The 24,702-nt window shown below is 63.8% G+C and carries 20 protein-coding genes and 1 pseudogene; 13 read left to right on the top strand and 8 right to left on the bottom strand.

What is annotated here, in order from left to right:
* Positions 1–9 precede the first annotated feature (9 nt).
* The 4 genes from SFA35_RS24160 to glnA all read right to left on the bottom strand — a co-directional run bounded on the left by SFA35_RS24160 (position 10) and on the right by glnA (position 3,470).
* Complete coding sequence (locus SFA35_RS24160; RefSeq protein ID WP_320573487.1) at positions 10–621, bottom strand: DUF4124 domain-containing protein; 612 nt, start codon at positions 619–621, stop codon at positions 10–12.
* Positions 618–1,199, bottom strand: a complete 582-nt coding sequence (locus SFA35_RS24155) for a DUF4124 domain-containing protein (protein ID WP_320573485.1) — start codon at positions 1,197–1,199, stop codon at positions 618–620. The genes SFA35_RS24160 and SFA35_RS24155 overlap by 4 nt, the downstream gene beginning before the upstream one ends.
* A 103-nt stretch (positions 1,200–1,302) precedes the next feature.
* Entirely contained in the window at positions 1,303–1,851 is a 549-nt protein-coding gene (locus tag SFA35_RS24150) for a chorismate mutase (RefSeq protein WP_320573483.1), read from the bottom strand.
* A 212-nt stretch (positions 1,852–2,063) separates the two neighbouring features.
* The gene (glnA, locus tag SFA35_RS24145) at positions 2,064–3,470 is read right to left on the bottom strand and encodes a glutamate--ammonia ligase (RefSeq protein ID WP_320573481.1); all 1,407 of its coding nucleotides are present in this window, start codon (positions 3,468–3,470) and stop codon (positions 2,064–2,066) included.
* A 339-nt stretch (positions 3,471–3,809) separates the two neighbouring features.
* Here glnA and thiI point away from each other — a divergent pair, with 339 nt between their 5' ends.
* The 3 genes from thiI to SFA35_RS24130 all read left to right on the top strand — a co-directional run bounded on the left by thiI (position 3,810) and on the right by SFA35_RS24130 (position 7,457).
* Positions 3,810–5,264 carry a tRNA uracil 4-sulfurtransferase ThiI gene (thiI, locus tag SFA35_RS24140; RefSeq protein ID WP_320573474.1) on the top strand — a complete coding sequence of 485 codons (1,455 nt, stop codon included), beginning with the start codon at positions 3,810–3,812 and terminating at the stop codon, positions 5,262–5,264.
* 138 nt (positions 5,265–5,402) lie between these two features.
* A complete protein-coding gene (gene typA / locus SFA35_RS24135; protein WP_058423717.1) occupies positions 5,403–7,223 on the top strand; it encodes a translational GTPase TypA in 1,821 nt (606 codons plus the stop codon).
* Between the two features lie 93 nt (positions 7,224–7,316).
* Positions 7,317–7,457 (top strand): hypothetical protein, encoded by a 141-nt coding sequence (locus SFA35_RS24130; RefSeq protein WP_320573461.1) that lies wholly within the window; start codon positions 7,317–7,319, stop codon positions 7,455–7,457.
* A gap of 635 nt (positions 7,458–8,092) precedes the next feature.
* Here SFA35_RS24130 and SFA35_RS24125 read toward each other — a convergent pair.
* Complete coding sequence (locus SFA35_RS24125; RefSeq protein WP_320573459.1) at positions 8,093–8,494, bottom strand: YkgJ family cysteine cluster protein; 402 nt, start codon at positions 8,492–8,494, stop codon at positions 8,093–8,095.
* Between the two features lie 206 nt (positions 8,495–8,700).
* Between SFA35_RS24125 and SFA35_RS24120 the strand changes: the two genes are divergently transcribed.
* The 3 genes from SFA35_RS24120 (at position 8,701) to SFA35_RS24110 (ending at position 13,835) form a co-directional block, all read left to right on the top strand.
* A complete protein-coding gene (locus SFA35_RS24120; RefSeq protein ID WP_320573457.1) occupies positions 8,701–11,148 on the top strand; it encodes a glycogen/starch/alpha-glucan phosphorylase in 2,448 nt (815 codons plus the stop codon).
* Between the two features lie 94 nt (positions 11,149–11,242).
* Positions 11,243–12,652, top strand: coding sequence for a DUF3999 domain-containing protein (locus tag SFA35_RS24115; RefSeq protein ID WP_414058441.1), 1,410 nt, complete (start codon positions 11,243–11,245; stop codon positions 12,650–12,652).
* Positions 12,653–12,827: 175 nt separating this feature from the next.
* The gene (locus SFA35_RS24110) at positions 12,828–13,835 is read left to right on the top strand and encodes a class 1 fructose-bisphosphatase (protein ID WP_320573455.1); all 1,008 of its coding nucleotides are present in this window, start codon (positions 12,828–12,830) and stop codon (positions 13,833–13,835) included.
* 100 nt (positions 13,836–13,935) lie between these two features.
* Here the strand turns inward: SFA35_RS24110 and SFA35_RS26855 are convergent, their stop codons facing one another.
* Complete coding sequence (locus SFA35_RS26855) at positions 13,936–14,700, bottom strand: methyl-accepting chemotaxis protein (RefSeq protein WP_414058564.1); 765 nt, start codon at positions 14,698–14,700, stop codon at positions 13,936–13,938.
* A gap of 138 nt (positions 14,701–14,838) precedes the next feature.
* A pseudogene (locus tag SFA35_RS26850) lies at positions 14,839–15,687 on the bottom strand (cache domain-containing protein); the annotation flags it as partial.
* 401 nt (positions 15,688–16,088) lie between these two features.
* On the opposite strand from SFA35_RS26850, the gene SFA35_RS24100 reads away from it, so the two are divergent.
* On the top strand, positions 16,089–16,670 hold the full coding sequence (locus SFA35_RS24100; protein WP_320573451.1) for a lipocalin family protein: 582 nt from the start codon (positions 16,089–16,091) through the stop codon (positions 16,668–16,670).
* Positions 16,671–16,710: 40 nt separating this feature from the next.
* Here the strand turns inward: SFA35_RS24100 and SFA35_RS24095 are convergent, their stop codons facing one another.
* Positions 16,711–18,072, bottom strand: a complete 1,362-nt coding sequence (locus SFA35_RS24095) for a formimidoylglutamate deiminase (RefSeq protein ID WP_320573450.1) — start codon at positions 18,070–18,072, stop codon at positions 16,711–16,713.
* Positions 18,073–18,228: 156 nt separating this feature from the next.
* Here SFA35_RS24095 and hutC point away from each other — a divergent pair, with 156 nt between their 5' ends.
* The 6 genes from hutC to SFA35_RS24065 all read left to right on the top strand — a co-directional run bounded on the left by hutC (position 18,229) and on the right by SFA35_RS24065 (position 24,684).
* Positions 18,229–18,939 carry a histidine utilization repressor gene (gene hutC, locus SFA35_RS24090; RefSeq protein ID WP_320579201.1) on the top strand — a complete coding sequence of 237 codons (711 nt, stop codon included), beginning with the start codon at positions 18,229–18,231 and terminating at the stop codon, positions 18,937–18,939.
* A complete protein-coding gene (locus SFA35_RS24085) occupies positions 18,936–19,517 on the top strand; it encodes a HutD family protein (RefSeq protein ID WP_320573448.1) in 582 nt (193 codons plus the stop codon). Before hutC ends, SFA35_RS24085 begins: the two co-directional genes overlap by 4 nt.
* 261 nt (positions 19,518–19,778) lie before the next feature.
* The gene (gene hutU, locus SFA35_RS24080; protein WP_320573445.1) at positions 19,779–21,467 is read left to right on the top strand and encodes a urocanate hydratase; all 1,689 of its coding nucleotides are present in this window, start codon (positions 19,779–19,781) and stop codon (positions 21,465–21,467) included.
* Between the two features lie 77 nt (positions 21,468–21,544).
* On the top strand, positions 21,545–22,951 hold the full coding sequence (locus SFA35_RS24075; protein ID WP_320573444.1) for a cytosine permease: 1,407 nt from the start codon (positions 21,545–21,547) through the stop codon (positions 22,949–22,951).
* A 69-nt stretch (positions 22,952–23,020) separates the two neighbouring features.
* Positions 23,021–23,872, top strand: a complete 852-nt coding sequence (locus tag SFA35_RS24070) for a proline/glycine betaine ABC transporter permease (RefSeq protein WP_320573443.1) — start codon at positions 23,021–23,023, stop codon at positions 23,870–23,872.
* Positions 23,869–24,684 carry a glycine betaine/L-proline ABC transporter ATP-binding protein gene (locus SFA35_RS24065; RefSeq protein ID WP_320573441.1) on the top strand — a complete coding sequence of 272 codons (816 nt, stop codon included), beginning with the start codon at positions 23,869–23,871 and terminating at the stop codon, positions 24,682–24,684. The genes SFA35_RS24070 and SFA35_RS24065 overlap by 4 nt, the downstream gene beginning before the upstream one ends.
* The last annotated feature ends 18 nt before the right edge of the window (positions 24,685–24,702 follow it).

Here is a 24,702-nt window from a genome sequence, read left to right as displayed (position 1 = left end):
CCAGGCCAATCAGCTGTCGGCGGGCTTGTCGGCCAGCGGGCATTCCGGGCGCACCCCATAGTCCGCAGTCTGGCAGGGGTGCACGCGGCGCTTCTGCGACAGCGAGATGCGCTGCATGAAGAATGACTGGGTGGGGGTGCGTTCGATGACATGGCCGCGGTCGTCGATGATCTCGGCGGCCAGCTTGTGCTCGCCGCGGTCGACGTTCTGGATCGAGAACACCGGGCCCTGGCTGGGGTCGCCCACCGGGTTCTCGTCCATCAGCAGGCGGTAGTAGTTGCCCTCGGCCAGCGCCGGGTCGCTGGCCAGGGTGACCACCAGTGCGCCGTCGTCCTGCTCCACCCCTGCGTCGGGCAGCGGCACCAGGATCCGCAGCATCTGGTAGCGAGTGACCATGGCCGGTGCCGGCGTGGCCGCAGGTTTGGCTGCGCGGTGGCTCGGCGCGGCCGGGGAGCTGACCCGGTTGGTCGGGGCCAGGTCGACACGTTTGGCGCCCGGCCGCGGCTGGTCGGTGAACACCGTATTGCCGTCGGCGTCCTTGTAGGTATACACCTGGGCGGCGCAGGGGAAGGTGGCAAGCAGGCAGATCAGGCTCAGCAGGAACGGTGCGGCTGCCTTCACTGATGGGCTCGCTGTATGGTGAATTCGACGTCACCGCTTTGCTGGATGACCTGGTCGCCGTCCACCACCTGCACGGCCATGGAATGGTCGCCGCGGTCGAGGTTTTCCAGTTTCAGGCCTTTGGTCTGGTTGGTCGGCTCGCCGTACACCTCGCCGTCCAGTACCAGGCGTACCAGGCGTGTACCGCTCAAGGCCGGGGCGATGTCCACGCCCACGGTGATGTTGCCGTTGTTGGCGCGCAGGGCATCGGCCGTGGGCAGGTCGGTCAGCGCCAGGCGCTGGTAGGGCAGGGCCTTGCCGCCAGGCGCCACGGGAGTGCTGGGGCCGGTCCTGGGCGAATTGCGATCAGCGCCTGCGGCAGGCTTGGCCGGCGTACCGCCCGGTGCCGGCGCCGCCGCGTCGTCGGCGGCCGGGGTCTGCACGTTGGGCAGCGGCTGCAGGTCGATCGGCTCGGCCTTGGTATCGTTCGGCGGCTGACTGCTGAAAGCGGTGTGGCCGTTGGCGTCGGTGTACTTGTAGATCTGCGCCGAGGCGGGCACGGCAAACAGCAGAGCGATAAGAAGGAACAATGGGCGCATGGACGGCTTACCTGGATCGTTTGAAGTGGCCGCGCCCTGGACAGGGATTCCAACCCCGCGGCCGACCTTGCTCAGCATAGAACATCTGGCCCGCGCAGGCTCGTTAAGCTTTGGCACCGCACAGTGGCGCGGTTGCCCGGGTCAGGGCCAGGTAGCGCAGCGGATCCTGGGTGGCCTGGCGGTTGGCAGCCGCCAGCCACACCGGGCACAGCGCCTGCTGACGGTAGGGGGCGAAGTCGGCGAGCTCCTTGAGCAGGGCCTTCTGCAGTTCGTCGAGTTTCGGCCGGATCTCGCCGGCCAGGTCCGGCCGCGGCGAATCCGGCGCCTTGCCTTGCAGGTGCCATTCGGCCAGGCGCGCGTACTGCACCAGCTTGTTGGCTTCGATCTGCGCACTGAAGAACGGCTCGACCAGCTCGGCCGGAACCTTGAAGTTGTTGGCCATGATGGTTGCGCCGACGATCACGTCGTGTTCGCGCGGACGATCCTCGACGGCCTTGCCGCTGTCCCACTTGCTCAGGGCGACCTGGTCGGCGACGGCCAGGCGCTGCTGGATGCTGGCCAGCAAGGGGGCCAGGGCGGCAGGGGCGGGTGTGGGGGCGGCGAAGGCGCTGGTGCTGAGCAGGAGCAGGATGGCAGCGAGGGGTTTGATCATGGGCAGGCTCATCTTCGGTGAAGAACGGCAGTTTGCATAAATTACCGATGGGCTGCCACGGTGGTTTGTTTCAGAGCAAAAGATCGGGGGCTTTGCCCCCTCCCACGGTCGAGGTGGGAGGGGGCAAAGCCCCCGGTTTTTTGATCTGCCCCGGGCATGAAAAAAGCCTCCCGAAGGAGGCCTTTTCATGCGTCAAGGTCAATCAAGCTGGATCAGACGCTGTAGTACAGGTCGTATTCCAGTGGGTGTACGAAGGTCCGTACCTTGATTTCTTCTTCGCTTTTCAGCTCGATGTAGGCATCGATGAAGTCGTCGCTGAAAACGCCGCCCTTGGTCAGGAACGCACGGCCCTTGTCCAGCTCTTCCAGGGCTTCTTTCAGGCTGCCGCAAACCTGCGGGATCTCTTTGGCCTCTTCAGGCGGCAGATCGTACAGGTTCTTGTCGGCCGCATCGCCAGGGTGAATCTTGTTCTGGATGCCGTCCAGGCCGGCCATCAGCAGCGCCGAGAAAGCCAGGTACGGGTTGGCAGCCGGGTCCGGGAAGCGTGCTTCGATACGACGGCCTTTAGGGCTGGAGACGTAAGGAATACGGATCGAGGCGGAACGGTTGCGCGCCGAGTAGGCCAGCATCACTGGAGCTTCGAAACCTGGTACCAGACGCTTGTAGGAGTTGGTGGCCGGGTTGGTGAAGCCGTTCAGTGCCTTGCCGTGCTTGATGATGCCGCCGATGAAGTACAGGGCGGTGTCGGACAGGCCGGCATAGCCTTCGCCCGCGAAGGTGTTCTTGCCATCCTTGGAGATGGACATGTGCACGTGCATACCCGAGCCGTTGTCACCGTACAGTGGCTTAGGCATGAAGGTAGCGGTGCGGCCGTAGGCATCGGCCACGTTGTGCACGATGTATTTCAGGGTTTGAACTTCGTCGGCCTTCTTCACCAGGGTGTTGAACTTGACGCCGATTTCGTTCTGGCCGGCAGTCGCCACTTCGTGGTGGTGAACTTCGACGGTCTGACCCATTTCTTCCAGTGCGTTGCACATGGCAGTACGGATTTCGTGGTCGTGGTCGACCGGTGGTACTGGGAAGTAGCCGCCCTTGACGCCTGGACGGTGGCCTTTGTTGCCGCCGTCGACGTCCTGGTCGGTCATCCAGGAAGCTTGTTCGGAGAAGATCTTGAACATCGAGCCGGAAATGTCCGACTTGAACTTCACTTCGTCGAAGATGAAGAATTCAGGCTCTGGACCTACGAATACGGTGTCGCCGATGCCGGTCGACTTCAGGTATTCCTCGGCGCGGTGAGCGATGGCGCGCGGGTCGCGATCGTAGCCCTGCATGGTCGAAGGCTCGATGATGTCGCAAACCAGGATCAGCGTCGGCTCTTCGGTGAACGGGTCCAGCACGGCGGTTTCGTCGTCTGGCAGCAGAATCATGTCGGAGGCTTCGATGCCTTTCCAGCCGGCGATGGAGGAACCGTCGAACATCTTGCCGACTTCAAAGAAATCCTCGTCCAGGGCGTCGCGCGCTGGCATGGTGACGTGCTGCTGCTTGCCTTTGGTGTCAGTGAAGCGCAGATCAATCCACTTTACGTCATGATCTTTGATGAGTTGAACCGACTTCGACATAGTGTCCTCCGGGTGGATTGGGGCCTTGTTATGGATAGCCCCGTAATGAGTGATGCCGGGCGCGAGTCTCGTCCAAGGCAACCTGCCTCACAAGGGAGCAATTTGCATGCCAGTGCCCCGAGATGGGTTTGGCGCCGCAAATGGGCGCTCTCAGGGCGTTTCAGCGGTTTTCCCGGCGATTGCTAGCACCTTCTTGGGGCGGGAAAATTCCTGGGCGCACCAAATAGAGGCGTGATTGACCGGTCGTACGATAGTTGATTAAACCTTGAGCAATTTCCGCTATAATCCCGCCCCCACTTTTTCAGCTGGCATCTCGCGCGCGGTTTTCAACCTATTCACATGAAATTAATCGTCAAAGTCTTCCCCGAGATCACTATCAAGAGCCCGCCGGTGCGCAAGCGCTTCATCAAGCAGCTCGCCCGCAACATCCGCACGGTTGTCCGCGATCTGGACCCGCAGCTGGTGGTGAGCGGCGTGTGGGACAATCTCGAGGTCCAGACCCGTGTCGAAGATGCCAAGGTGCTGCGCGAACTCACCGAACGGCTGAGCTGCATTCCGGGTATCACCCACTTCCTGCAGGTGGACGAGTACCCGCTGGGCGACCTCGACGACATCCTCGCCAAGTGCCAGCTGCATTTCGGCGAACAACTGCCGGGCAAGGTCTTCGCCGTGCGCTGCAAGCGCGCCGGCCGCCACACCTTCAGTTCCATGGATGTCGAGCGCTATGTCGGCAGCCAGTTGCGCCAGCGCTGCGGCGCCGCCGGCATCGACCTGAAGAAGCCCGAAGTCGAAGTACGCATGGAGATCCGCGACCAGCGCCTGTTCATCATCCACAGCCAGCACGCGGGCCTGGGCGGTTATCCGCTGGGTGCACTGGAACAGACCCTGGTGCTGATGTCCGGCGGTTTCGATTCCACCGTGGCTGCCTACCAGATGATGCGCCGCGGCCTGATGACCCACTTCTGCTTCTTCAACCTGGGCGGCAAGGCCCATGAGCTGGGGGTGATGGAAGTCGCCCACTACCTGTGGAAGAAGTTCGGCAGCTCCCAGCGCGTGCTGTTCATCAGCGTGCCATTCGAGGAAGTCGTCGGAGAAATCCTCGGCAAGGTCGACAACAGTCACATGGGCGTCATACTCAAGCGTATGATGTTGCGCGCGGCAACGCAGATGGCCGACCGCCTGCAGATCGACGCGCTGGTCACCGGCGAAGCGATTTCCCAGGTGTCCAGCCAGACCCTGCCGAACCTGTCGGTGATCGACTCGGCGACCGAGAAGCTGGTCTTGCGCCCGCTGCTGGCCAGCCACAAGCAGGACATCATCGACGAAGCCAACAGAATCGGCACCGCCGATTTTGCCAAGCACATGCCGGAATACTGCGGAGTGATCTCGGTGAACCCGACCACTCATGCGAAGTTGCCGCGAGTGCTGCATGAAGAGAAGAACTTCGACATGGCCGTCCTCCAGCGCGCCCTCGAGCAGGCTCGCCTGATCTCGATCGACGAAGTGATCAACGAGCTGGGGCGCGACATCGAGATCGAGGAGGTCAGCCAGGTGCTGGCCGGCCAGGTGGTCGTCGACATCCGCCACCCGCACGCGCAGGAAGACGAGCCACTCGAGCTCGACGGCATCGAAGTCAAGGCGCTGCCTTTTTATGCCCTGAACAACCGCTTCAAGGAACTGGATGAGACTCGCCAGTACCTGCTGTATTGCGACAAAGGCGTGATGAGTCGCCTGCATGCCCACCATTTGCTCAGTGAGGGGCATGCCAATGTGCGCGTTTATCGACCGAGCTAAGAGCCCGGGGCTGTATGCCTGTGGCCTGCGTCACCGGCCCCCCGACGTTGCCGTCAAGCTGTAACGGCAAGGCCTGACTCTACTGTAATTGCTGCCACGACCTGTCAGCACACCGAATCCTCTGATCGAGATACACAAGTGATCGAAAATCTACGCAACATCGCCATCATTGCTCACGTTGACCATGGCAAAACCACTCTGGTCGACAAGCTGCTGCGTCAATCCGGCACCCTGGAGCGCAACGAGCTCAACGACGAGCGCGTGATGGACTCCAACGACCAGGAAAAAGAGCGCGGCATTACCATCCTGGCCAAGAACACCGCCATCAACTGGAACGGCTACCACATCAACATCGTCGACACCCCCGGCCACGCCGACTTCGGCGGTGAAGTAGAGCGCGTGATGTCGATGGTCGACTCCGTGCTGCTGCTGGTCGACGCGCAAGATGGCCCGATGCCACAGACCCGTTTCGTGACCAAGAAGGCTTTCGAAGCCGGCCTGCGTCCGATCGTCTGCATCAACAAGGTCGACCGTCCAGGCGCGCGTCCTGACTGGGTGCTGGACCAGATCTTCGATCTGTTCGACAACCTCGGTGCCACCGAAGAACAGCTGGACTTCAAAGTCGTCTACGCCTCGGCCCTGAACGGCATCGCCGGTCTGGACCACACCGACATGGCCGAAGACATGACCCCGCTGTACCAGTCGATCGTCGACAACGTACCTGCGCCGGCTGTCGACCGTGACGGTCCGTTCCAGATGCAGATCTCGGCACTGGACTACAACAGCTTCCTCGGCGTCATCGGCGTTGGCCGTATCGCCCGTGGTCGCGTCAAGCCGAACACCCCAGTGGTCGCCATCGGCGCCGACGGCAAGAAGCGCAACGGTCGTATCCTCAAGCTGATGGGTCACCACGGCCTGCACCGTATCGACGTGGAAGAAGCCGCCGCTGGCGACATCGTCTGCATCAGCGGTATGGACTCGCTGTTCATCTCCGACACCCTGTGCCACCCGGACGCGGTAGAAGCGATGAAGCCGCTGACCGTCGACGAGCCGACCGTTTCCATGACCTTCCAGGTCAACGACTCGCCTTTCTGCGGTAAAGAAGGCAAGTTCGTGACCTCGCGCAACATCAAGGAGCGTCTGGACAAGGAGCTGCTGTACAACGTGGCACTGCGCGTTGAGGAAGGCGACTCGGCCGACAAGTTCAAGGTCTCGGGCCGTGGCGAACTGCACCTTTCGGTACTGATCGAAACCATGCGTCGCGAAGGCTTCGAAATGGGTGTAGGCCGTCCGGAAGTGATCATCCGTCAGGTTGACGGCGTCAAGCAGGAACCGTTCGAAAACGTCACCATCGACACCCCGGAAGAATCCCAGGGCAAGGTCATGGAAGAGATGGGTCTGCGTAAGGGCGACCTGACCAACATGGTGCCGGATGGCAAGGGCCGTGTTCGTCTGGAATACAACATCCCTGCTCGCGGTCTGATCGGTTTCCGTAACCAGTTCCTGACCCTGACCAACGGTGCTGGCATCCTGACCTCGATCTTCGATCGCTACGACACCATGAAGTCCGGCGACATGTCCGGCCGGCAGAACGGCGTACTGGTTTCGGTCGAAACCGGCAAGGCGCTGACCTACTCGCTGGAAACCCTGCAGGCGCGCGGCAAGCTGTTCGTCGAGCACGGCCAGGAGATCTACAACGGTCAGATCGTCGGCCTGAACAGCCGCGACAACGACATGGGCGTGAACCCAACCAAAGGCAAGAAGCTCGACAACATGCGCGCTTCGGGCAAGGACGAAACCATCGCCCTGGTTCCGCCGGTTCGTTTCACCCTGGAACAGGCTCTGGAATTCATCCAGGATGACGAGCTGTGCGAAGTGACGCCTAAGTCGATTCGTCTGCGCAAGAAGATCTTGGACGAAGGCGAGCGCACTCGCGCTGCCAAAAAGGCCAAGAACTGATTCGTTAGTTCCAGCAATATAAAAAGCCCTCCGAACCGCAAGGTTCGGGGGTTTTTTTATGCCCAAATTTCAGCAATCTGCTTTGCTTCAAATGTGGCTTTTGATCTGGCTTTTGATCCGGCTTTTGATCCGGCTTTTGATCCGGCTTTTGATCCGGCTTTTGATCTGGCTTTTGATGTGGCTTTTGATCTGGCTTTTGATCTTGATCTGCCGCGACTTCAGCAGGCCGACTGAAGCAGCGCGGGAGTGGTGGCGCGAGGCAGGAGCCGAGCGAGCGCCGCGCGGCCAGGGACGGCCGCTCGGCGCGTACGCCACGGAGCGATGCGTAAGGAGGGAACCCGTAACGTAGCGTAGCGAAGTGGAGGGCCAATGAATGGAGCGGAGGCCTTTTGCTTACTTTTGGGCCTTTCCAAAAGTGAGTCGCCGTAAGGGCGAAAAGGTGATTTAGCACCACTTTAGCAAATGGATTAGCTTAAAAATCAAAGGGTCGCTACTGCGATATCGAAGCTTATCCGGCATCTCCAACGCGGCTCAAGGCCCCTTTCGCCCTTACGGCGAGTCACTTTTGGAAAGGCCCAAAAGTAACCAAAAGGCCTCCGCTCCATTCATTGGCCCTACGCTTCGCTCCGGGTTCCCTCACTCCACATCGCTCCGTAGCGTACGCGCCGAGCGGCCGTCCCTGGCCGCGCGGCGCTCGCTCGGCTCCTGCCTCGCGCCACCACTCCCGCGCTGCTCCGTTCGGCCTGCTGAAGTCGCGGTAGATCAAGATCAAGATCAAGATCAAAAGCAGATCAAGATCAAGATCAAAAGCTACATCAAGATCAAGAGCCACATTTACAGCACAGCAGATCACCAGCGGGGAGGGGCTCTTAGGCCGTCTTCGGCTTGTACGCGCAATACCCCGGCCGCGGCCCGATCTTCGGATGATTCCGACAAGTATCCGGACGCTTGTCATAGATGGTGCACATCCGGCTCTTGCGATCCAGATAAAGGCAGTCATCGTTACTCATGCGCTGCAAGGTAAAGATCCCGGTCTTCTGGTTGAAGCGCTCGACGATCCCGTCCTTCTGCAAACGCTTGGCAATGTTCTTCGGTGGCTCACCCATCTCGAATTCATCGACCACGCCAATCCGGATCAAGTCCTTGATCTTCACTTCCACCGGCAAGGTGCAGCAGCTGGAAATGCACGCGCCGCACATCGGCGCGCTGTATTTTTGCCAGGTGTCGAGGCGGTCCAGCTCGGCGGCGGCAATCAGGGAGGGTCTCATCATGGTCGGCATCTATCGCGGTAGGGGAGCAGCAGGCGCGCGATCATACCGGGGTTGGTGAATTTGTGAACAACCATTTGCCGGATAGCGCCGGTTTAAGCCCTTCGAGGCATAAAAGGTCGAACCCGGGCCCCCACCTCCTGTCAGACCGTCTAGGCTCTGATAAATCGAATTCCCAAAACCGCAATCTTCCCCCCGAGGACGTCCGAATGTCTCAGGAACCGCTTGTCCGTGATGCCGAGGTGGCCGATTTTCGTGCCGCTGTCCTGGCCAAACTCACATACGCGGTGGGCAAAGACCCCGACCACGCCTTCGACCATGACTGGTTCGAGGCTATCGCGCTGGCTGCTCGCGACCACATGGTCGAACACTGGATGGACCACACCCGGCAGATCTACCGCAAGGGTCAAAAGCGCGTCTACTACCTCTCCCTGGAATTTCTCATCGGCCGGCTGCTGTACGACAGCCTGAGCAACCTGGGCCTGCTCGACATCGCCCGCGAGGCGCTGACCGACCTGGGCGTGGACCTGGAACGCATCCGCCTGCTGGAGCCCGATGCCGCGCTCGGCAACGGCGGCCTTGGCCGGCTGGCGGCGTGCTTCATGGAAAGCATGTCGACCCTTGGTGTCGCTGCGCATGGCTACGGTATCCGTTACGAACACGGGCTGTTCCGCCAGGCCATCGTTGACGGCTGGCAGCAGGAGCAGACCGAGAACTGGCTGGATTTCGGCAACCCCTGGGAGTTCGAGCGCCCCGAGGTGATATACCCGATCAGCTTCGGCGGTCATGTCGAAACCGTGCACACCGACGGCGAGCCCAAGCAGGTCTGGTGGCCGGCCGAGACCGTGCGCGCGGTGGCCTATGACACCCCGGTGGTGGGCTGGCGTGGCTCCAGCGTCAACACCCTGCGCCTGTGGCGTGCCCGGGCGCTGGAAGAGCTGCACCTGGAGCGCTTCAACGCCGGTGACCACCTCGGCGCCGTGGCCGAAGTGGCCCGCGCCGAGAGCATCTCGCGCGTCCTGTACCCGGCCGACAGCACCGAAGCCGGCCAGGAACTGCGCCTGCGCCAGGAATACTTCTTCGTTTCGGCGTCCTTGCAGGATTTGCTGCGTCGCCACCTGAACATGAATGACACCCTGCTCAACCTGGCCGACAAGGCCGCGATCCAGCTCAACGATACGCACCCCTCGATCGCCGTGCCCGAGCTGATGCGCCTGCTGGTCGACACCCATGGCATCGCCTGGGACACCGCCTGGCAGATCACCGTCGGCACCCTGTCATACACCAACCACACCTTGCTGCCCGAGGCCCTGGAAACCTGGCCGGTGGGCCTGATGGAACGCATGCTGCCGCGGCACATGCAGATCATCTACCTGATCAACGCCTACCACATCGATTCGCTGCGCGCCCAGGGCAAGGACGACTTCGACCTGCTGCGCGCGGTGTCGCTGATCGAGGAAGACAACGGCCGCCGTGTGCGCATGGGCAACCTGGCGTTTCTCGGTTCGCACAGCGTCAACGGCGTATCCGGGCTGCACACCCAGCTGATGCGCAAGACCGTGTTCAAGGAACTGCACAAGCTCTACCCGGACCGCATCAACAACAAGACCAACGGCATTACCTTCCGCCGCTGGCTGTACCAGGCCAACCCGCAGCTGACCGCGATGCTGATGGAGGCGCTGGGCGACGACGTGCTGGACAATCCGGAAGGGCGCCTTAAAGACCTCGAACCCTTCGCCGACAAGCCCGAGTTTCGCCAGGCCTTTGCCGCGCAGCGCCTGCACAGCAAGAAGGCGCTGGCCAAGATCATCCAGGATCGCCTGGGCATCACGGTCAACCCCGAGGCGCTGTTCGACGTGCAGGTCAAGCGCATCCACGAGTACAAGCGCCAGCTGCTCAACCTGCTGCACACCGTGGCGCTGTACCAGGCCATGCGCGCCGACCCGAGCACCAACTGGGTGCCGCGGGTGAAGATCTTCTCCGGCAAGGCGGCGGCCAGCTACCACCAGGCCAAGCTGATCATCAAGCTGGCCAACGACATCGCCCGTACGGTCAACAACGACCCGACCCTGCGCGGCATGCTCAAGGTGGTGTTCCTGCCCAACTACAACGTCAGCCTGGCCGAGAGCATCATTCCGGCGGCCGACCTCTCGGAGCAGATTTCCACTGCCGGCTACGAGGCCTCGGGCACCAGCAACATGAAGTTCGGCCTCAACGGTGCGCTGACCATCGGCACCCTCGACGGCGCCAACGTCGAGATGCGCGACTACCTGGGCGAAGAGAACATGTTCATCTTCGGCCTGACCTCGCAGGAGGTGGAGGAGCGCAAGCGCACCGATGAATTCAACGCCCACGCCGAAGTGGCCGCCTCGCATCGACTCAACGACGTGCTGCAGGCGATTCGCGGCGGGACCTTCTCGCCGGATGATCCGTCGCGCTACACCGGGCTGGTCGACGGATTGGTCGGCTATGACCGCTTCCACCTGTGCGCCGACTTCGACGCCTACTGGAACGCCCAGCGCAAGGTCGACGAGATGTGGCTCGACGGCGATAAATGGTGGCGTGCGGCGGTGCTCAACACCGCGCGCATGGGCTGGTTCTCCTCGGACCGGACCATCCGCGAGTACGCCGAAGAAATCTGGAAAGCCTTGGAATAGCGCCGATCAGCGGCGTGATTCCGTACTGGCAGATCGATATACTGGAGCCTGAGCTCTCAGGGATATCGATCATGCCGGCGAGGAGTAACGTCTAGTGATCAGGTCGCAATGCACATCCAGAGCCTGGCGAGTCGCCGTGCTGGCGCTGTGTTCGCTGCTGTCGAGCGCGGCGCTGGCCGAAGGCAGTGCCCCGCGCCCGGCGGATTTCGCCCGGCAATGGCCACTGGCTGCCGAAGGCGCCGGGCCTTGGTACCACCTCGATCTACCCCTGAGCGCGCAACTGCTGGCGCATCAGGCCGATCTCGGCGACCTGCGCGTGTTCGATGCCGCAGGCCAGCCACAACCCTATTTCATCGCGCGTCCCACTGCCGCCCACGCCTATGGCGAAGCCCAGGCTGGGGTCAAGTGGTTCCCCTTGTACGACGCCGCCGAAGCTAGCCGGCGGGTGCCTGATGTGCGCGTGCAGCTGGCTGGCAATGGCAGCGTCAGCGACGTGCAGCCCAATGAGGAACTGGAAGCGGGCGAAGAGATCCTGCGCGGCTGGCTGCTCGATACCAGCGCCATCAAGGCGCCACTCATTCACCTGAATTTCGACTGGACCAGCGAGCGTGAAGGTTTCCAGCATTTCAGCATCGAGGCCAGCGATGACCTCAAGCAATGGCAACCCTGGGGCGATGGCCAGGTCGGGCGATTCTCCTTTGCCGACGAGCGCATCGAGCAGCACGACGTCGACCTCGCCGCGCGCCCGGCGCGCTACCTGCGCCTGCTGTGGAAAAGCCCGCAGGCAGCGCCCATCCTCACCTCGGTGCAGGTCACCAGTGACATCTCCAATGCCGCCGCCATGCCGCTGACCTGGTCGGAGCCGGTGGCCGGGCGCAGCGACAAGCCCAACGAATACATCTGGCAACTGCCGGCGGCGCTGGCGGTGGAGCGCATCAAGGTGCTGGTGGAGCAGTCCAACAGCCTGGCACCGGTGGCGGTGTATGGTCGCAGCGAAGCCGGCGGCAGCTGGCAGCCGCTGCAGAACGGCCTGCTGTATCGGCTGGCGCAGAATGGCCAGGACTTCGTTCAGGATCAACTGGCGCTGCCAGGTCAGACCCTGCGCCAGATCATGCTGCAGGTGGACGACCGTGGTGGCGGCCTGGGCTCGGCCGTGCCGCGCCTGGAAGTGGCCACCCACGCCGTGCAGGTGCTGTTCAAGGGTGAAGGCAAGCCGCCGTTCACCCTGGCCCTGGGCAACAGCACCGTGCGCGGCGCCCCGGTGGCGCCGGTGGACGTCGGCGCGGCCGGGCAGGCGCACGTGGTGGTGGCCGCGCCGCTGAAACCCGCTGCGCCCCTGCCGGCAGCCGCGGCCGTGGCACCGGCGCCTGCCAGCGCTGCGCCGGCCGCCGGCCTGCCCGGGTGGGCGCACGCGGCGTTGTGGGCGGGGCTGGTGGTGGCTGCCTTGCTACTGGTGGCGATGGCCTGGAGCCTGGGCCGGGCCCGTTCGGCGCGGCCGCGCTGAACTCTTGGCCAGCCGCACCGGTCCTATCGGCGGCTGCCATGACATTCATCGGACACACGACCCTGGTACCCTGCTTGCGTAGTGGCGCTATGCTTTGGTCTTTGACTCGTCAGCTATCCGCCCAGTCTGTAGACTGCGCGGGTTTTCCCTCCCCCTCTTGTATCCGGAGTCGCCCATGTCCCGCGTTACCCTGAGTCGCTATTTGATCGAGCAGACCCGCAGCAACAACACGCCTGCCGATCTGCGCTTCCTCATCGAAGTGGTGGCGCGCGCTTGCAAAGAGATCAGCCACGCTGTGTCCAAAGGCGCCCTGGGCGGCGTGCTAGGCAGCATGGGCACCGAGAACGTGCAGGGCGAAGTGCAGAAGAAGCTGGACGTCATGTCCAACGACATCCTGCTGGAAGCCAACGAGTGGGGCGGCACCCTGGCCGGCATGGCGTCCGAAGAAATGGACAACGCCTACCAGATCCCCGGCAAGTACCCCAAAGGCGCCTACCTGCTGGTATTCGACCCGCTGGACGGCTCGTCGAACATCGACATCAACGCCCCGGTCGGCACCATCTTCTCGGTGCTGCGTTGCCCCAACGAATACCTGACCCAGAACGAGCCGCTCAACGAGAAGGCCTTCCTGCAGCCAGGCACCGAGCAGGTCGCTGCCGGTTATGCTATCTACGGCCCGCAGACCATGCTGGTGCTGACCCTCGGCAACGGCGTGCGCGGCTTCACCCTGGACCGCGAAATGGGCAGTTTCGTGCTGACCCACGAAGACATCTCGATTCCAGCCAGCACCCAGGAATTCGCCGTCAACATGTCCAACCAGCGCCACTGGGAAGAACCGGTGAAGCGCTATGTCGACGAGCTGATGGCCGGCAAGGAAGGCCCGCTGAAGAAAGACTTCAACATGCGCTGGGTGGCGGCGATGGTGGCCGACGTGCACCGTATCCTGACCCGCGGCGGGCTGTTCATGTACCCGCGCGACGGTCGCGATCCATCCAAGCCGGGCAAGCTGCGCCTGATGTACGAAGCCAACCCGATGTCGTTCCTGGTGGAACAGGCCGGCGGCAAGTCCACCGACGGCCACCAGCGCATCCTCGACATCCAGCCCGAAGGCCTGCACCAGCGCGTGGCGGTGTTCCTGGGTTCCAAGGAAGAGGTTGATCGCGTGACGGGCTATCACCAGTAAGATCTTGCGGGCTGGCCCGGAAATGCTCGGGGGCTCTGCCCCCTCCCACATCGACCGTGGGAGGGGGCAGAGCCCCCGAGCTTTTTTTAGAGGCCTGGAATCAGATCCGGAAGCTGCCCACCAAGCCCTTCAACCGCCCGACCTGCTGCTCAAGGTCGGCGCAGGCGCGCAAGGTCGCCTGCAGGTTTTCCACGCCTTCCTGATTCAGCGTATTGATCTCGGTGATGTCGACGTTGATCGACTCCACCACCGAGGTCTGTTCTTCCGTGGCGGTGGCCACCGACTGGTTCATGCCGTCGATCTCGCCGATGCGCTGGGTCACGCCGCTCAGGCGCTCGCCGGCCTGGTTGGCGATGCCGACGCTGTGTTCGCTCTGGCTCTGGCTTTCGACCATGATGCCCACCGCCTGCTGGGCGCCGACCTGCAGCTGCTCGATGATCTTCTGCACCTGCTGGGCCGAGTCCTGGGTGCGATGGGCGAGGTTGCGCACCTCGTCGGCGACCACCGCGAAGCCGCGCCCGGCCTCGCCGGCACGGGCCGCTTCGATGGCCGCGTTGAGCGCCAGCAGGTTGGTCTGCTGGGAAATGCTGGTGATCACTTCGAGAATCTGCCCGATGTTCACCGTGTTGGCGTTCAGTTCCTCGATGTTGGCGCACGAGTCGCTGATCTTGCGTGACAACTGGCCCATCACCTCGATGGTCTGGTTGACCACCTGCTGGCCTTCCTCGGCCTGGCTGCGCGCATCGCTGGAGTGCTGCGAGGCCAGCGCGGCGTTCTGGGCGATTTCCTGGGCGGCGGCGCCCAATTGGTTGATGGCCGCAGCCACGCTGCTGGTGCGGCTGGCCTGCTGGTCGGAGTTGATCATCGACGAGTTGGAGGCGGCGACCACACGCAGCGCCACCTCGTTGACCTGGCCGCTGGTGGACGCCACCTCGCGAATCGATTCGTGGATACGCTCGACGAAGCGGTTGAAGGACATGCCCAGGGTGCCGAACTCGTCCTGGCCGTGGATCTCCAGGCGCCGGGTCAGGTCGCCTTCGCCTTCGGCGATGTCGCGCATGGCGCGGCCCATCACATGCAGCGGCTCCATCAGCAGGCGGATCAGCAGGCCGAGCAGGGCGATGATCACCACCACGGCGATGACCGTGGCCACGGCAGCCGAGGTGCGGAACTCGCCAAGCATGGCGAAGGCGGCGTCCTGGTCGAGCACCAGCGCCACATACCAGTCGGCCGAAGGCACGCCGTCGACGTGGGTGAAGGTGATGAACTGGCGCTTGCCGTCGACCTGCACTTCACGCAGGCCGCTGCCGATGCTCGGTGCCCCGCCCGGATAGGCGTCGTTCAGGGTCTTGAGTTGCAGGGCGCTGGTGGGGTGGACGAGGATCTTGCCCTCGCGGCTGACCAGGAAGGCAAGGCCATGGCCGCCGAAGTTCAGCGAGTTGATGGTCGCGCTGATGCTCGACAGGTCGATGTCGGCACCGGCCACGCCGATGAACTGGCCGTCATGGCGCACCGGGCTGGCCACGGTCACCACCAGCTTGCCGGAGGAGGCTGCGACATAGGGTTCGGTGACGATGGTCTGCTGCGCGGCATTGGCCGCCTTGAACCAGCCGCGGGCGCGCGGGTCGTAGTCGGCTGGGCGGTTGCCCGCTGGCACCGAGAACATCACGCCGTCCTGGCCGCCAAAATAGGTCAGCTGGAAGTTGCCGGTATAGGCCGGCAGGCCGACGTCGCGCGGCAGGTTGGCGTTGCCGTCGGCACCCACCTGCTGGGCCAGCGACTCCAGCAGCTGGATACGACCGTCGAGCCAGGTCTGGATGTTGCGCGTGGTCAGGCTGCCGAGCTCGCGCATCGAGGCTTCGGTGCTGGCGCGCAGCGTCTCGCGCTGACGATAGTCGTTGAACAGGACGAAACAGGTGAACGCCACCGCGACGATCAAGGCGGCGGCGAGCAGAATCTTGTGGCTGAATTTCAGGTTCTTGGTCATTTAGAGCATCGTTCTGCGAAGGACTTGTTCTTGGAGGGCGTGCAATCTGCCAGAAGCCGGGCTGGAGCGCCAACCTGTGTCGGCAGCCGCAGGCAAATGCTTAGCCGCAGCGGGCGCGCAGCTGACAGGTGGTTGCGAGGCAGGTGCAGGGTGTTCGCGGGGTGGTTGCGGGCCATCGGGTTGAACCCCCCGCGCGAATGATCTTCTAACCTGCATTGTGCGCCTTGCGCGCCTGCCCTTAATTGCTCTGCCAAGGATCGTTGCTTATGCGTAAATCCACGATTGCCCTGCTGACCGTTGCCGCCGGTGGCTTGTTGCTGGCCGCGTGCGCCACCCGCCACAGCGGCGAGCTGGAGCCGCCCAACACCGTTGGCCAGGTCGACCTCCAGCGTTACCAGGGCACCTGGTACGAGCTGGCGCGACTGCCGATGTTCTTCCAGCGCAATTGCGCGCAGTCCGAGGCCCACTACGGGCTCAAGCCCGACGGCAATGTGGCCGTGCTCAACCGCTGCCGCAAGGCCGATGGCCAGTGGGACGAGATCACGGGCACCGCTTCGCCGCAGGTGCCGGGCAAGACCGACAAGCTCTGGGTGCGGTTCGACAACTGGTTCTCGCGCCTGCTGCCGGGCGTGGCCAAGGGCGCGTACTGGGTGCTGTACATTGACCGCGACTACAACGTCGCCGTAGTCGGCAACCCTGACCGCAAATACCTGTGGCTGCTGTCGCGCACGCCCAAGGTCACCCGCGAAGTGCGCGAGGAGCTGCTGGCCAAGGCTCGGCAGCAAGGCTACGACACCAGCCGCCTGATCTGGCGGGCCGAGGACGAGCAGATCAAGACGTTGCGCTAAGGTTGTGGTTCATCGGCTCGGGAGCACAGCCCCCGAGCTTTCAGCCCAGCATCTCGCGCAACACCCGGGTAAACGCCGCCGCACTCTGCGCCTCGCCGGCATGCCGCCCCTCGACCACAACCCACTTGCCATTGACCATCACATCGCGCACCTGACGGTCGCCACCGGCAAACAGCCAGCGGTTGAGGATACCGTCGCCGCTGGCCGTGGCGATGTACGGGTCGCTGCCCTCCAGCACCAGCCAGTCGGCGCGCTGGCCGACCTCGAGCTTGCCGATCGGCTGGCCCAGCGCCTGGGCGCCACCGGCCAGGGCGGCGTCGAACAGGGTGCGCCCGACCATGGGTTGCTCGGCGCCATACAGGCGGTTGCGACGCTGGTCGCGCAGGCGCTGGCCATACTCCAGCCAGCGCAGCTCCTCGACCACGCTCAGCGAAACATGGCTGTCGGAGCCAATACCCCAGCGCCCGCCCTGGGCCATGAAATCCACCGCCGGAAAGATGCCGTCACCCAAATTCGCCTCGGTGGTCAGGCATAGCCCGGCCACTGCCCCGCTGCGCGCCATCAGGCCGACTTCCTCGGGATTGGCGTGGGTCGCATGCACCAGGCACCAGCGCGCGTCCACGGCCGTGTTCTCGTACAGCCACTGGATGGGGCGGCGACCGCTCCAGGCCAGGCAGTCATCGACTTCCTTCTGCTGCTCGGCGATGTGGATGTGAATCGGGCTGCTGCGATCGCTCGCCGCCAGCACCTGCTCGATCTGTGTCGGCGTCACCGCGCGCAGCGAGTGAAAGCACAGGCCCAGGCGCTGCGCCGGTTGCGCGGCGAGCAGCGGCGCCAGGCGCTGGTGCAGGTCCAGGTAGCTGTCGGTGCTGTGGATGAAGCGGCGCTGGCCGTCGTTGGGCGCCTGGCCACCGAAGCCTGCGTGGCTGTACAGCACGGGCAGCAGGGTCAGGCCGATACCGCTGCCGGCGGCGGCCTGGCTGATGCGTGCAGCCAGTTCGGTGGGGTCGGCGTAGGGCTGGCCGGCGGGGTCGTGGTGCACGTAATGGAATTCGGCCACCGAGGTGTAGCCGGCCTTGAGCATCTCGATGTACAGCTGGCGGGCGATGACTTCCAGCTGCTCGGGGCTGATCTTGCCCACCAGGCGGTACATCAGGTCGCGCCAGGTCCAGAAGCTGTCGTTGGGGTTGCCGGCTACTTCGGCGAGGCCCGCCATGGCCCGTTGGAAGGCGTGCGAATGCAGGTTGGGCATGCCTGGCAACAGCGGCCCGGCCAGGCGCTCGGCGCCAGTGGGGCTGGCGTTGGCCTGGATCGCGCTGATCTGCCCGCCCTCCACCTGCAATCGGACATTTTCAGCCCAGCCGCTGGGCAGCAGAGCGCGTTCGGCAAAGAAGGCGGCCATCATCGACACCTCATCAGGAAGATTTGTATATACATATACAGACGTTTGCCTGCTCGGTAAACTCCGGCAAGCTATGGCCATCTTCATCAGCCTTCAGATCCAGAACAGGGAATTCCCGTGCCGACTCCGCCTGCCGTTTCCACGCTGGTCGCTCAGATGGGCGACAGCCCGGCGCCTTTGTACGCGCGCGTCAAACTGATGATCGCCCAGCAGATCCAGAACGGCACCTGGCCGCCGCACCACCGTGTGCCGTCGGAGAGCGAGCTGGTCAACCAGCTGGGGTTCAGCCGCATGACCATCAACCGCGCCCTGCGCGAGCTGACCGCCGAAGGGCTGCTGGTGCGCATGCAAGGTGTGGGCACCTTCGTCGCCGAGCCCAAGAGCCAGTCGGCGCTGTTCGAGGTGCACAATATCGCCGACGAGATCGCCTCGCGCGGGCACCGGCACACCTCAAAGGTGGTGCTGCTGGGCGAGGAGGCGGCCGGTTCCGAGCGCGCGCTGGCGCTGGACATGCGCGAAGGCCAGCGAGTGTTCCATTCGGTGATCGTGCACTACGAGAACGACATCGCCGTGCAGATCGAAGACCGCTACGTCAACGCGCTGGTCGCCCCGGACTACCTGCGCCAGGATTTCAGCCGGCAGACGCCCTATGCTTATCTTTCCCAGGTGGCGCCCTTGACTGAGGGTGAGCATGTGGTCGAGGCCATTCTGGCCGAGCCGGACGAGTGCGAGCTGCTGCAGATTCCCTTGGGCGAGCCGTGCCTGCTGATTCGCCGGCGCACCTGGTCGGGTCGCCAGCCAGTCACGGCAGCGCGCCTGATCCACCCCGGTTCTCGTCATCGCCTGGAGGGGCGTTTCAGCAAATGAGTCGATTGAAGATCCTGCGCGCGGCGCATTATCCGCGCATGCCTTGGAAGAACGGCGGGGGCAGCACCGAGGAGATTACCCGCGACGCCGGCCACGGCCTGGACGGCTTCGGCTGGCGGGTGTCGATCGCCGACATTGCCGAATCCGGCGGCTTCTCGACGTTCAGCGGTTACCAGCGAGTGATCACCGTGCTGCAGGGCGATGGCATGCAGTTGAATATCGACGGCAAGCTGAGCCGCGACCTGCTGCCCTATGACGCCCTGGCCTTCAGCGGCGACAGCAATGTCGACTGCACGCTGTTGGGTGGCACCATTCGCGACTTCAACCTCATCTATCAGCCGCAGCGCTACCAGGCACGCCTGCAATGGTTGGACGGCATCGTCCCGGCCACCCTGTTCAGTTCGGCCGAAACCTTGCTGGTGTTCAGTGCCTGTGATGACTTGCAGGTGCGCATTGCCGGTTTTGCGGCCGAGTCGCTGGGGATCTACGACAGCCTGCAGATCGATGATCAGCAGGGCCTGCTGAAGGTGAACCTGGCAGGAAGGTGTTGTGTGATCGAGTTGAGTTCACGGGTGTAGAAGGGGAGGCCGGCCTGCGGTCTCCCGGCGACGCTGAACTCACCCACAGCTCATACGCTGGCGAGCTTTTGCTGCACCAAAATGTTACCGAACGCCCCGCAACGGGGCGATGGCAGTGCTCGGTAACACCGCTGCACCGCTTCTCGAACCCCTGCTGCAAAGGCTCCCAAGCCTGATCCGACAACTTGGCCCTCAGCTTGCATATGCTTGTACATACAAGTAAATATGTGTGCGTACGAATCTCCAAGGAGTCCAGCTTCCATGTCTGATAAATCGCCTGACAAATTCCCCGAAAAATTTCGCGACGTCGAAATCCGCGCCGCCCGTGGCACCCAGCTGACCGCCAAGAGCTGGCTGACCGAAGCGCCGCTGCGCATGCTGATGAACAACCTCGACCCGGAAGTGGCCGAGAACCCCAAGGAACTGGTGGTGTACGGTGGTATCGGCCGCGCCGCGCGCAACTGGGAGTGCTACGACAAGATCGTCGAGAGCCTCACCAACCTGAACGACGACGAGACCCTGCTGGTGCAGTCGGGCAAGCCGGTCGGCGTGTTCAAGACCCACAGCAATGCCCCGCGCGTGCTGATTGCCAACTCCAACCTGGTGCCGCACTGGGCCAATTGGGAGCACTTCAACGAGCTCGACGCCAAGGGCCTGGCCATGTATGGCCAGATGACCGCCGGCAGCTGGATCTACATCGGCAGCCAGGGCATCGTCCAGGGCACCTATGAGACCTTTGTCGAGGCCGGTCGCCAGCACTTCGGCGGCGACCTCACCGGCAAGTGGGTGCTCACCGCCGGCCTCGGCGGCATGGGCGGCGCACAGCCACTGGCGGCGGCCATGGCCGGCGCCAGTTCGCTGAACATCGAATGCCAGCAGAGCCGCATCGACTTCCGCCTGGCCAGCCGCTACGTCGACGAGCAAGCCAGCGACCTCGACGATGCCCTGGCGCGCATTGCCAAGTACACCGGCGAAGGCAAGGCGGTGTCCATCGCCCTGCTCGGCAATGCCGCCGAGATTCTCCCCGAGCTGGTCAAGCGTGGCGTGCGCCCGGACATGGTCACCGACCAGACCAGCGCCCACGACCCGCTCAACGGCTACCTGCCGGCCGGCTGGAGCTGGGAAGAGTACCGCGCCCGCGCGCTGACCGAGCCGGCCGCGGTGGTCAAGGCCGCCAAACAGTCGATGGCAGTGCACGTGCAGGCCATGCTCGATTTCCAGAAGCAGGGCATCCCGACCTTCGACTACGGCAACAACATTCGCCAGATGGCCAAGGAAGAAGGCGTCGCCAATGCCTTCGACTTCCCCGGTTTCGTCCCGGCCTACATCCGTCCGCTGTTCTGCCGCGGTGTCGGGCCGTTCCGCTGGGCGGCGCTGTCGGGCAACCCGGAAGATATCTACAAGACCGACGCCAAGGTCAAGGAGCTGATCGCCGACGACGCCCACCTGCACAATTGGCTGGACATGGCCCGCGAGCGCATCAGCTTCCAGGGCCTGCCGGCGCGCATCTGCTGGGTCGGCCTGGGCCAGCGCGCCAAGCTGGGCCTGGCATTCAACGAGATGGTGCGCAGCGGCGAGTTGTCGGCGCCGGTGGTGATCGGCCGTGACCACCTGGATTCCGGCTCGGTGGCCAGCCCCAACCGCGAAACCGAGGCCATGCAGGACGGCTCCGACGCCGTTTCCGACTGGCCGCTGCTCAACGCCCTGCTCAACACCGCCAGCGGCGCGACCTGGGTCTCGCTGCACCACGGTGGTGGCGTCGGCATGGGCTTCTCGCAGCACTCGGGCATGGTCATCGTCTGCGACGGCAGCGACGAAGCCGCCGCGCGCATCGCCCGCGTGCTGCACAACGACCCGGCCACCGGGGTGATGCGCCACGCCGATGCCGGTTACCAGATCGCTATCGATTGCGCGAAAGAGCAGGGCCTGAACCTGCCGATGGTTGATTGAGCAGTCCGTAATCGGCCTGCGGCCTCTCGCGGGCCTTGCCCGCGAGATTGTGCTTCTGTCAAAGCAGTGAGAACTCCATGGCTGCCAACAAATCCCTGATCGAAACCCGTTCCATCGACTACATCCCCGACAGCGAGCGCCACGGCCGGCTGTCCAGTCAGTTCACCCTGTGGCTGGGGGCCAACCTGCAGATCACCGCCATCGTCACCGGCGCCCTCGCCGTGGTGCTGGGCGGCGATGTGTTCTGGTCACTGGTGGGCCTGCTGCTCGGGCAATTGCTCGGCGGCGCGGTGATGGCTCTGCACGCGGCCCAGGGCCCGCAGTTGGGCTTGCCGCAGATGATTTCCAGCCGCGTGCAGTTCGGTGTGTACGGCGCAGTGATCCCGTTGTTTCTGGTGTGCCTGATGTACATCGGTTTCTCTGCCAGCGGCTCGTTGCTGGCGGGCCAGGCGGTGGCGCAACTGCTGCATGTCGAAGACTGGCTGGGCATCGTCGTCTTCGCCGCACTGATCGTGGTGCTGACGCTGTTCGGCTATCGGGTCATCCATCTGATCGGTCGGGTTGCCAGCGTGCTGGGGGTGATCGCCTTCGTCTTTCTGTTCTACCGCCTGCTGGCCGGCAACGACGTCGCCGCGCTGCTGGGCAACAAGCATTTCTCGTTGAGCAGCTTCCTGCTGGCGATTTCCCTGTCGGCGTCCTGGCAGATCGCCTTTGGCCCCTACGTGGCCGACTATTCGCGCTACCTGCCGCGCAGCACGCCTGCCGCCGGCACGTTCTGGGCGGTGGGCCTGGGCTCGGTGATCGGCGCCCAGGCGGCCATGGTCTTCGGTGTATTCGCCGCCGCCCTGGCCGGCGCGCAGTTCGCCCACCACGAGGTGGCCTTCATCGTCAGCCTGGGCGGTACCGGCCTGGTCGCGGCGCTGCTGTATTTCAGCATCGCCTTCGGCAAGGTCACCATCACCACGCTCAATGCCTACGGCAGCTTCATGTCGATCGCCACCATCGTCAGCGGCTTTCGTGGCAACCGGCATATCTCGCAAGGCCTGCGCATGGCCTACATCCTCGCCATGGTTGCGATGGCCACGCTGCTGGCGCTGCTCGGCAAGGACTCGTTCCTCAAGGACTTCTCGGCGTTCATCCTGTTCCTGCTGGCGTTCTTCACGCCCTGGAGTGCGATCAATCTGGTGGACTACTACTGCATCACCCGCGAGCGCTACGACATCCCGGCACTGTCGGACCCCGACGGCCGCTACGGGCGCTGGAACCTCGCCGGCATCGCTGTGTACATCATTGGCGTGCTGGTGCAGATGCCGTTCATTTCCACGCATTTCTACACCGGGCCCCTGGTGGCCAGCCTGGGCGACACCGACATCTCGTGGATCATCGGCCTGATCGTTCCCGCAGTGCTGTATTACCTGGTGGCGCGCGGGCGCAAGGCCTCGGTGCCGGCGCAGATGATCCTGCCCGGGGCGAGAAGCGCGTGATGCGCAGCAATGGGTTGCGGCCAGGTGTCCTAGGCTCTGTACTTGACCTACAGAGCCTGAGAGCCGCCTATGTTTCCCGAGAGCCTGACGTTTTCCGTGGCCAACCCGATCAACACCTGGGTGGACGCGCTGGTAACCCGCTATGGCGACCTGTTTCGCCGAATCTCCGACAGCATGCTGTGGCTGATCGTGCAGCTCGAAGGCCTGCTGCGCATGACGCCCTGGTGGCTGTTGCTGATCCTCGTCGGGCTGATCGCCTGGCATGCCACGCGCAAGCTGGGCAGCACCTTGCTGATCGTCGGCCTGCTGTTTCTGGTGGGCGCGGTGGGGCTGTGGGACAAGCTGATGCAGACGCTTGCGCTGATGCTGGTGTCCACGCTCATCTCGGTGCTGATCGGCATTCCGCTGGGCATGCTCGCGGCGCGCAGCAACCGCCTGCGCGCCGTGCTGATGCCGCTGCTCGACGTGATGCAGACGCTGCCCAGCTTCGTCTACCTGATTCCGGTGCTGATGCTGTTCGGCCTGGGCAAGGTGCCGGCGATCTTCGCCACGGTGATCTACGCCGCGCCGCCGCTGATACGCCTGACCGACCTGGGCATCCGCCAGGTCGATCGCGAAGTGATGGAGGCGATCAACGCCTTTGGCGCCAGCCGCTGGCAGCAGTTGTTCGGCGTGCAATTGCCCCTGGCGCTGCCGAGCATCATGGCCGGGATCAACCAGACCACCATGATGGCGCTGTCGATGGTGGTGATTGCCTCGATGATCGGCGCCCGCGGGCTGGGCGAGGACGTGCTGATCGGCATCCAGACCCTCAACGTCGGGCGCGGCCTGGAAGCCGGGCTGGCGATCGTCATTCTCGCCGTGGTCATCGACCGCATCACCCAGGCCTACGGTCGCCCACGTCACGGGGTGCAGCCATGAGCCGCATCGAACTGCGCAACGTTTCGAAAATCTTCGGTCGTCAGCCCGAGCAGGCGCTGGCGCTGTTGCAGCAAGGCCAGAGCAAGGAGCAGGTGCTGGCGGCGACCGGTTGCGTGGTCGGCGTCAACGACCTGTCGCTGGCGGTGGAGGCGGGGGAGATCTTCGTCATCATGGGCCTCTCGGGTTCCGGCAAATCAACCCTGGTGCGCCATCTCAACCGGCTGATCGACCCGACCGCCGGCCAGGTGCTGATCGACGGCCAGGACATCCTCGGGTTGTCGCTGGACGCGCTCCGCGAGTTTCGCCGGCACCGCATCAGCATGGTCTTCCAGAGCTTCGGCCTGCTGCCCCATCGCACCGTGCTGGAGAACGTCGCCTATGGCCTCAAGGTGCGCGGCGAGAGCAAGCAGTTGTGCCGCGAGCGCGCCCAGCATTGGGTCGAGCAGGTCGGCCTCAAGGGCTACGAGCAGGCCTGGCCGGAACAACTTTCCGGCGGCATGCGCCAGCGCGTCGGGCTGGCGCGGGCGCTGGCTGCCGACACCGACATCATCCTAATGGACGAGGCGTTCAGCGCGCTCGACCCGTTGATCCGCGCCGAGATGCAGGACCAGTTGCTCGAACTGCAGGCCAGCCTGCACAAGACCATCGTGTTCATTACCCACGACCTCGACGAGGCCCTGCGCCTGGGCAATCGCATTGCGATTCTCAAGGACGGGCGGCTGATTCAGGTTGGCACCCCGAAACAAATCATTCATCAACCCGCCGACGACTATGTCGATCGGTTCGTGCAGCGACGGGTGGCCACGCTTTAGTGGCCACGCGCTACGTGC

This window comes from Pseudomonas sp. HR96, assembly GCF_034059295.1.
GTDB lineage: Bacteria > Pseudomonadota > Gammaproteobacteria > Pseudomonadales > Pseudomonadaceae > Aquipseudomonas.
This window is presented reverse-complemented; position numbering and strand designations above follow the sequence as displayed.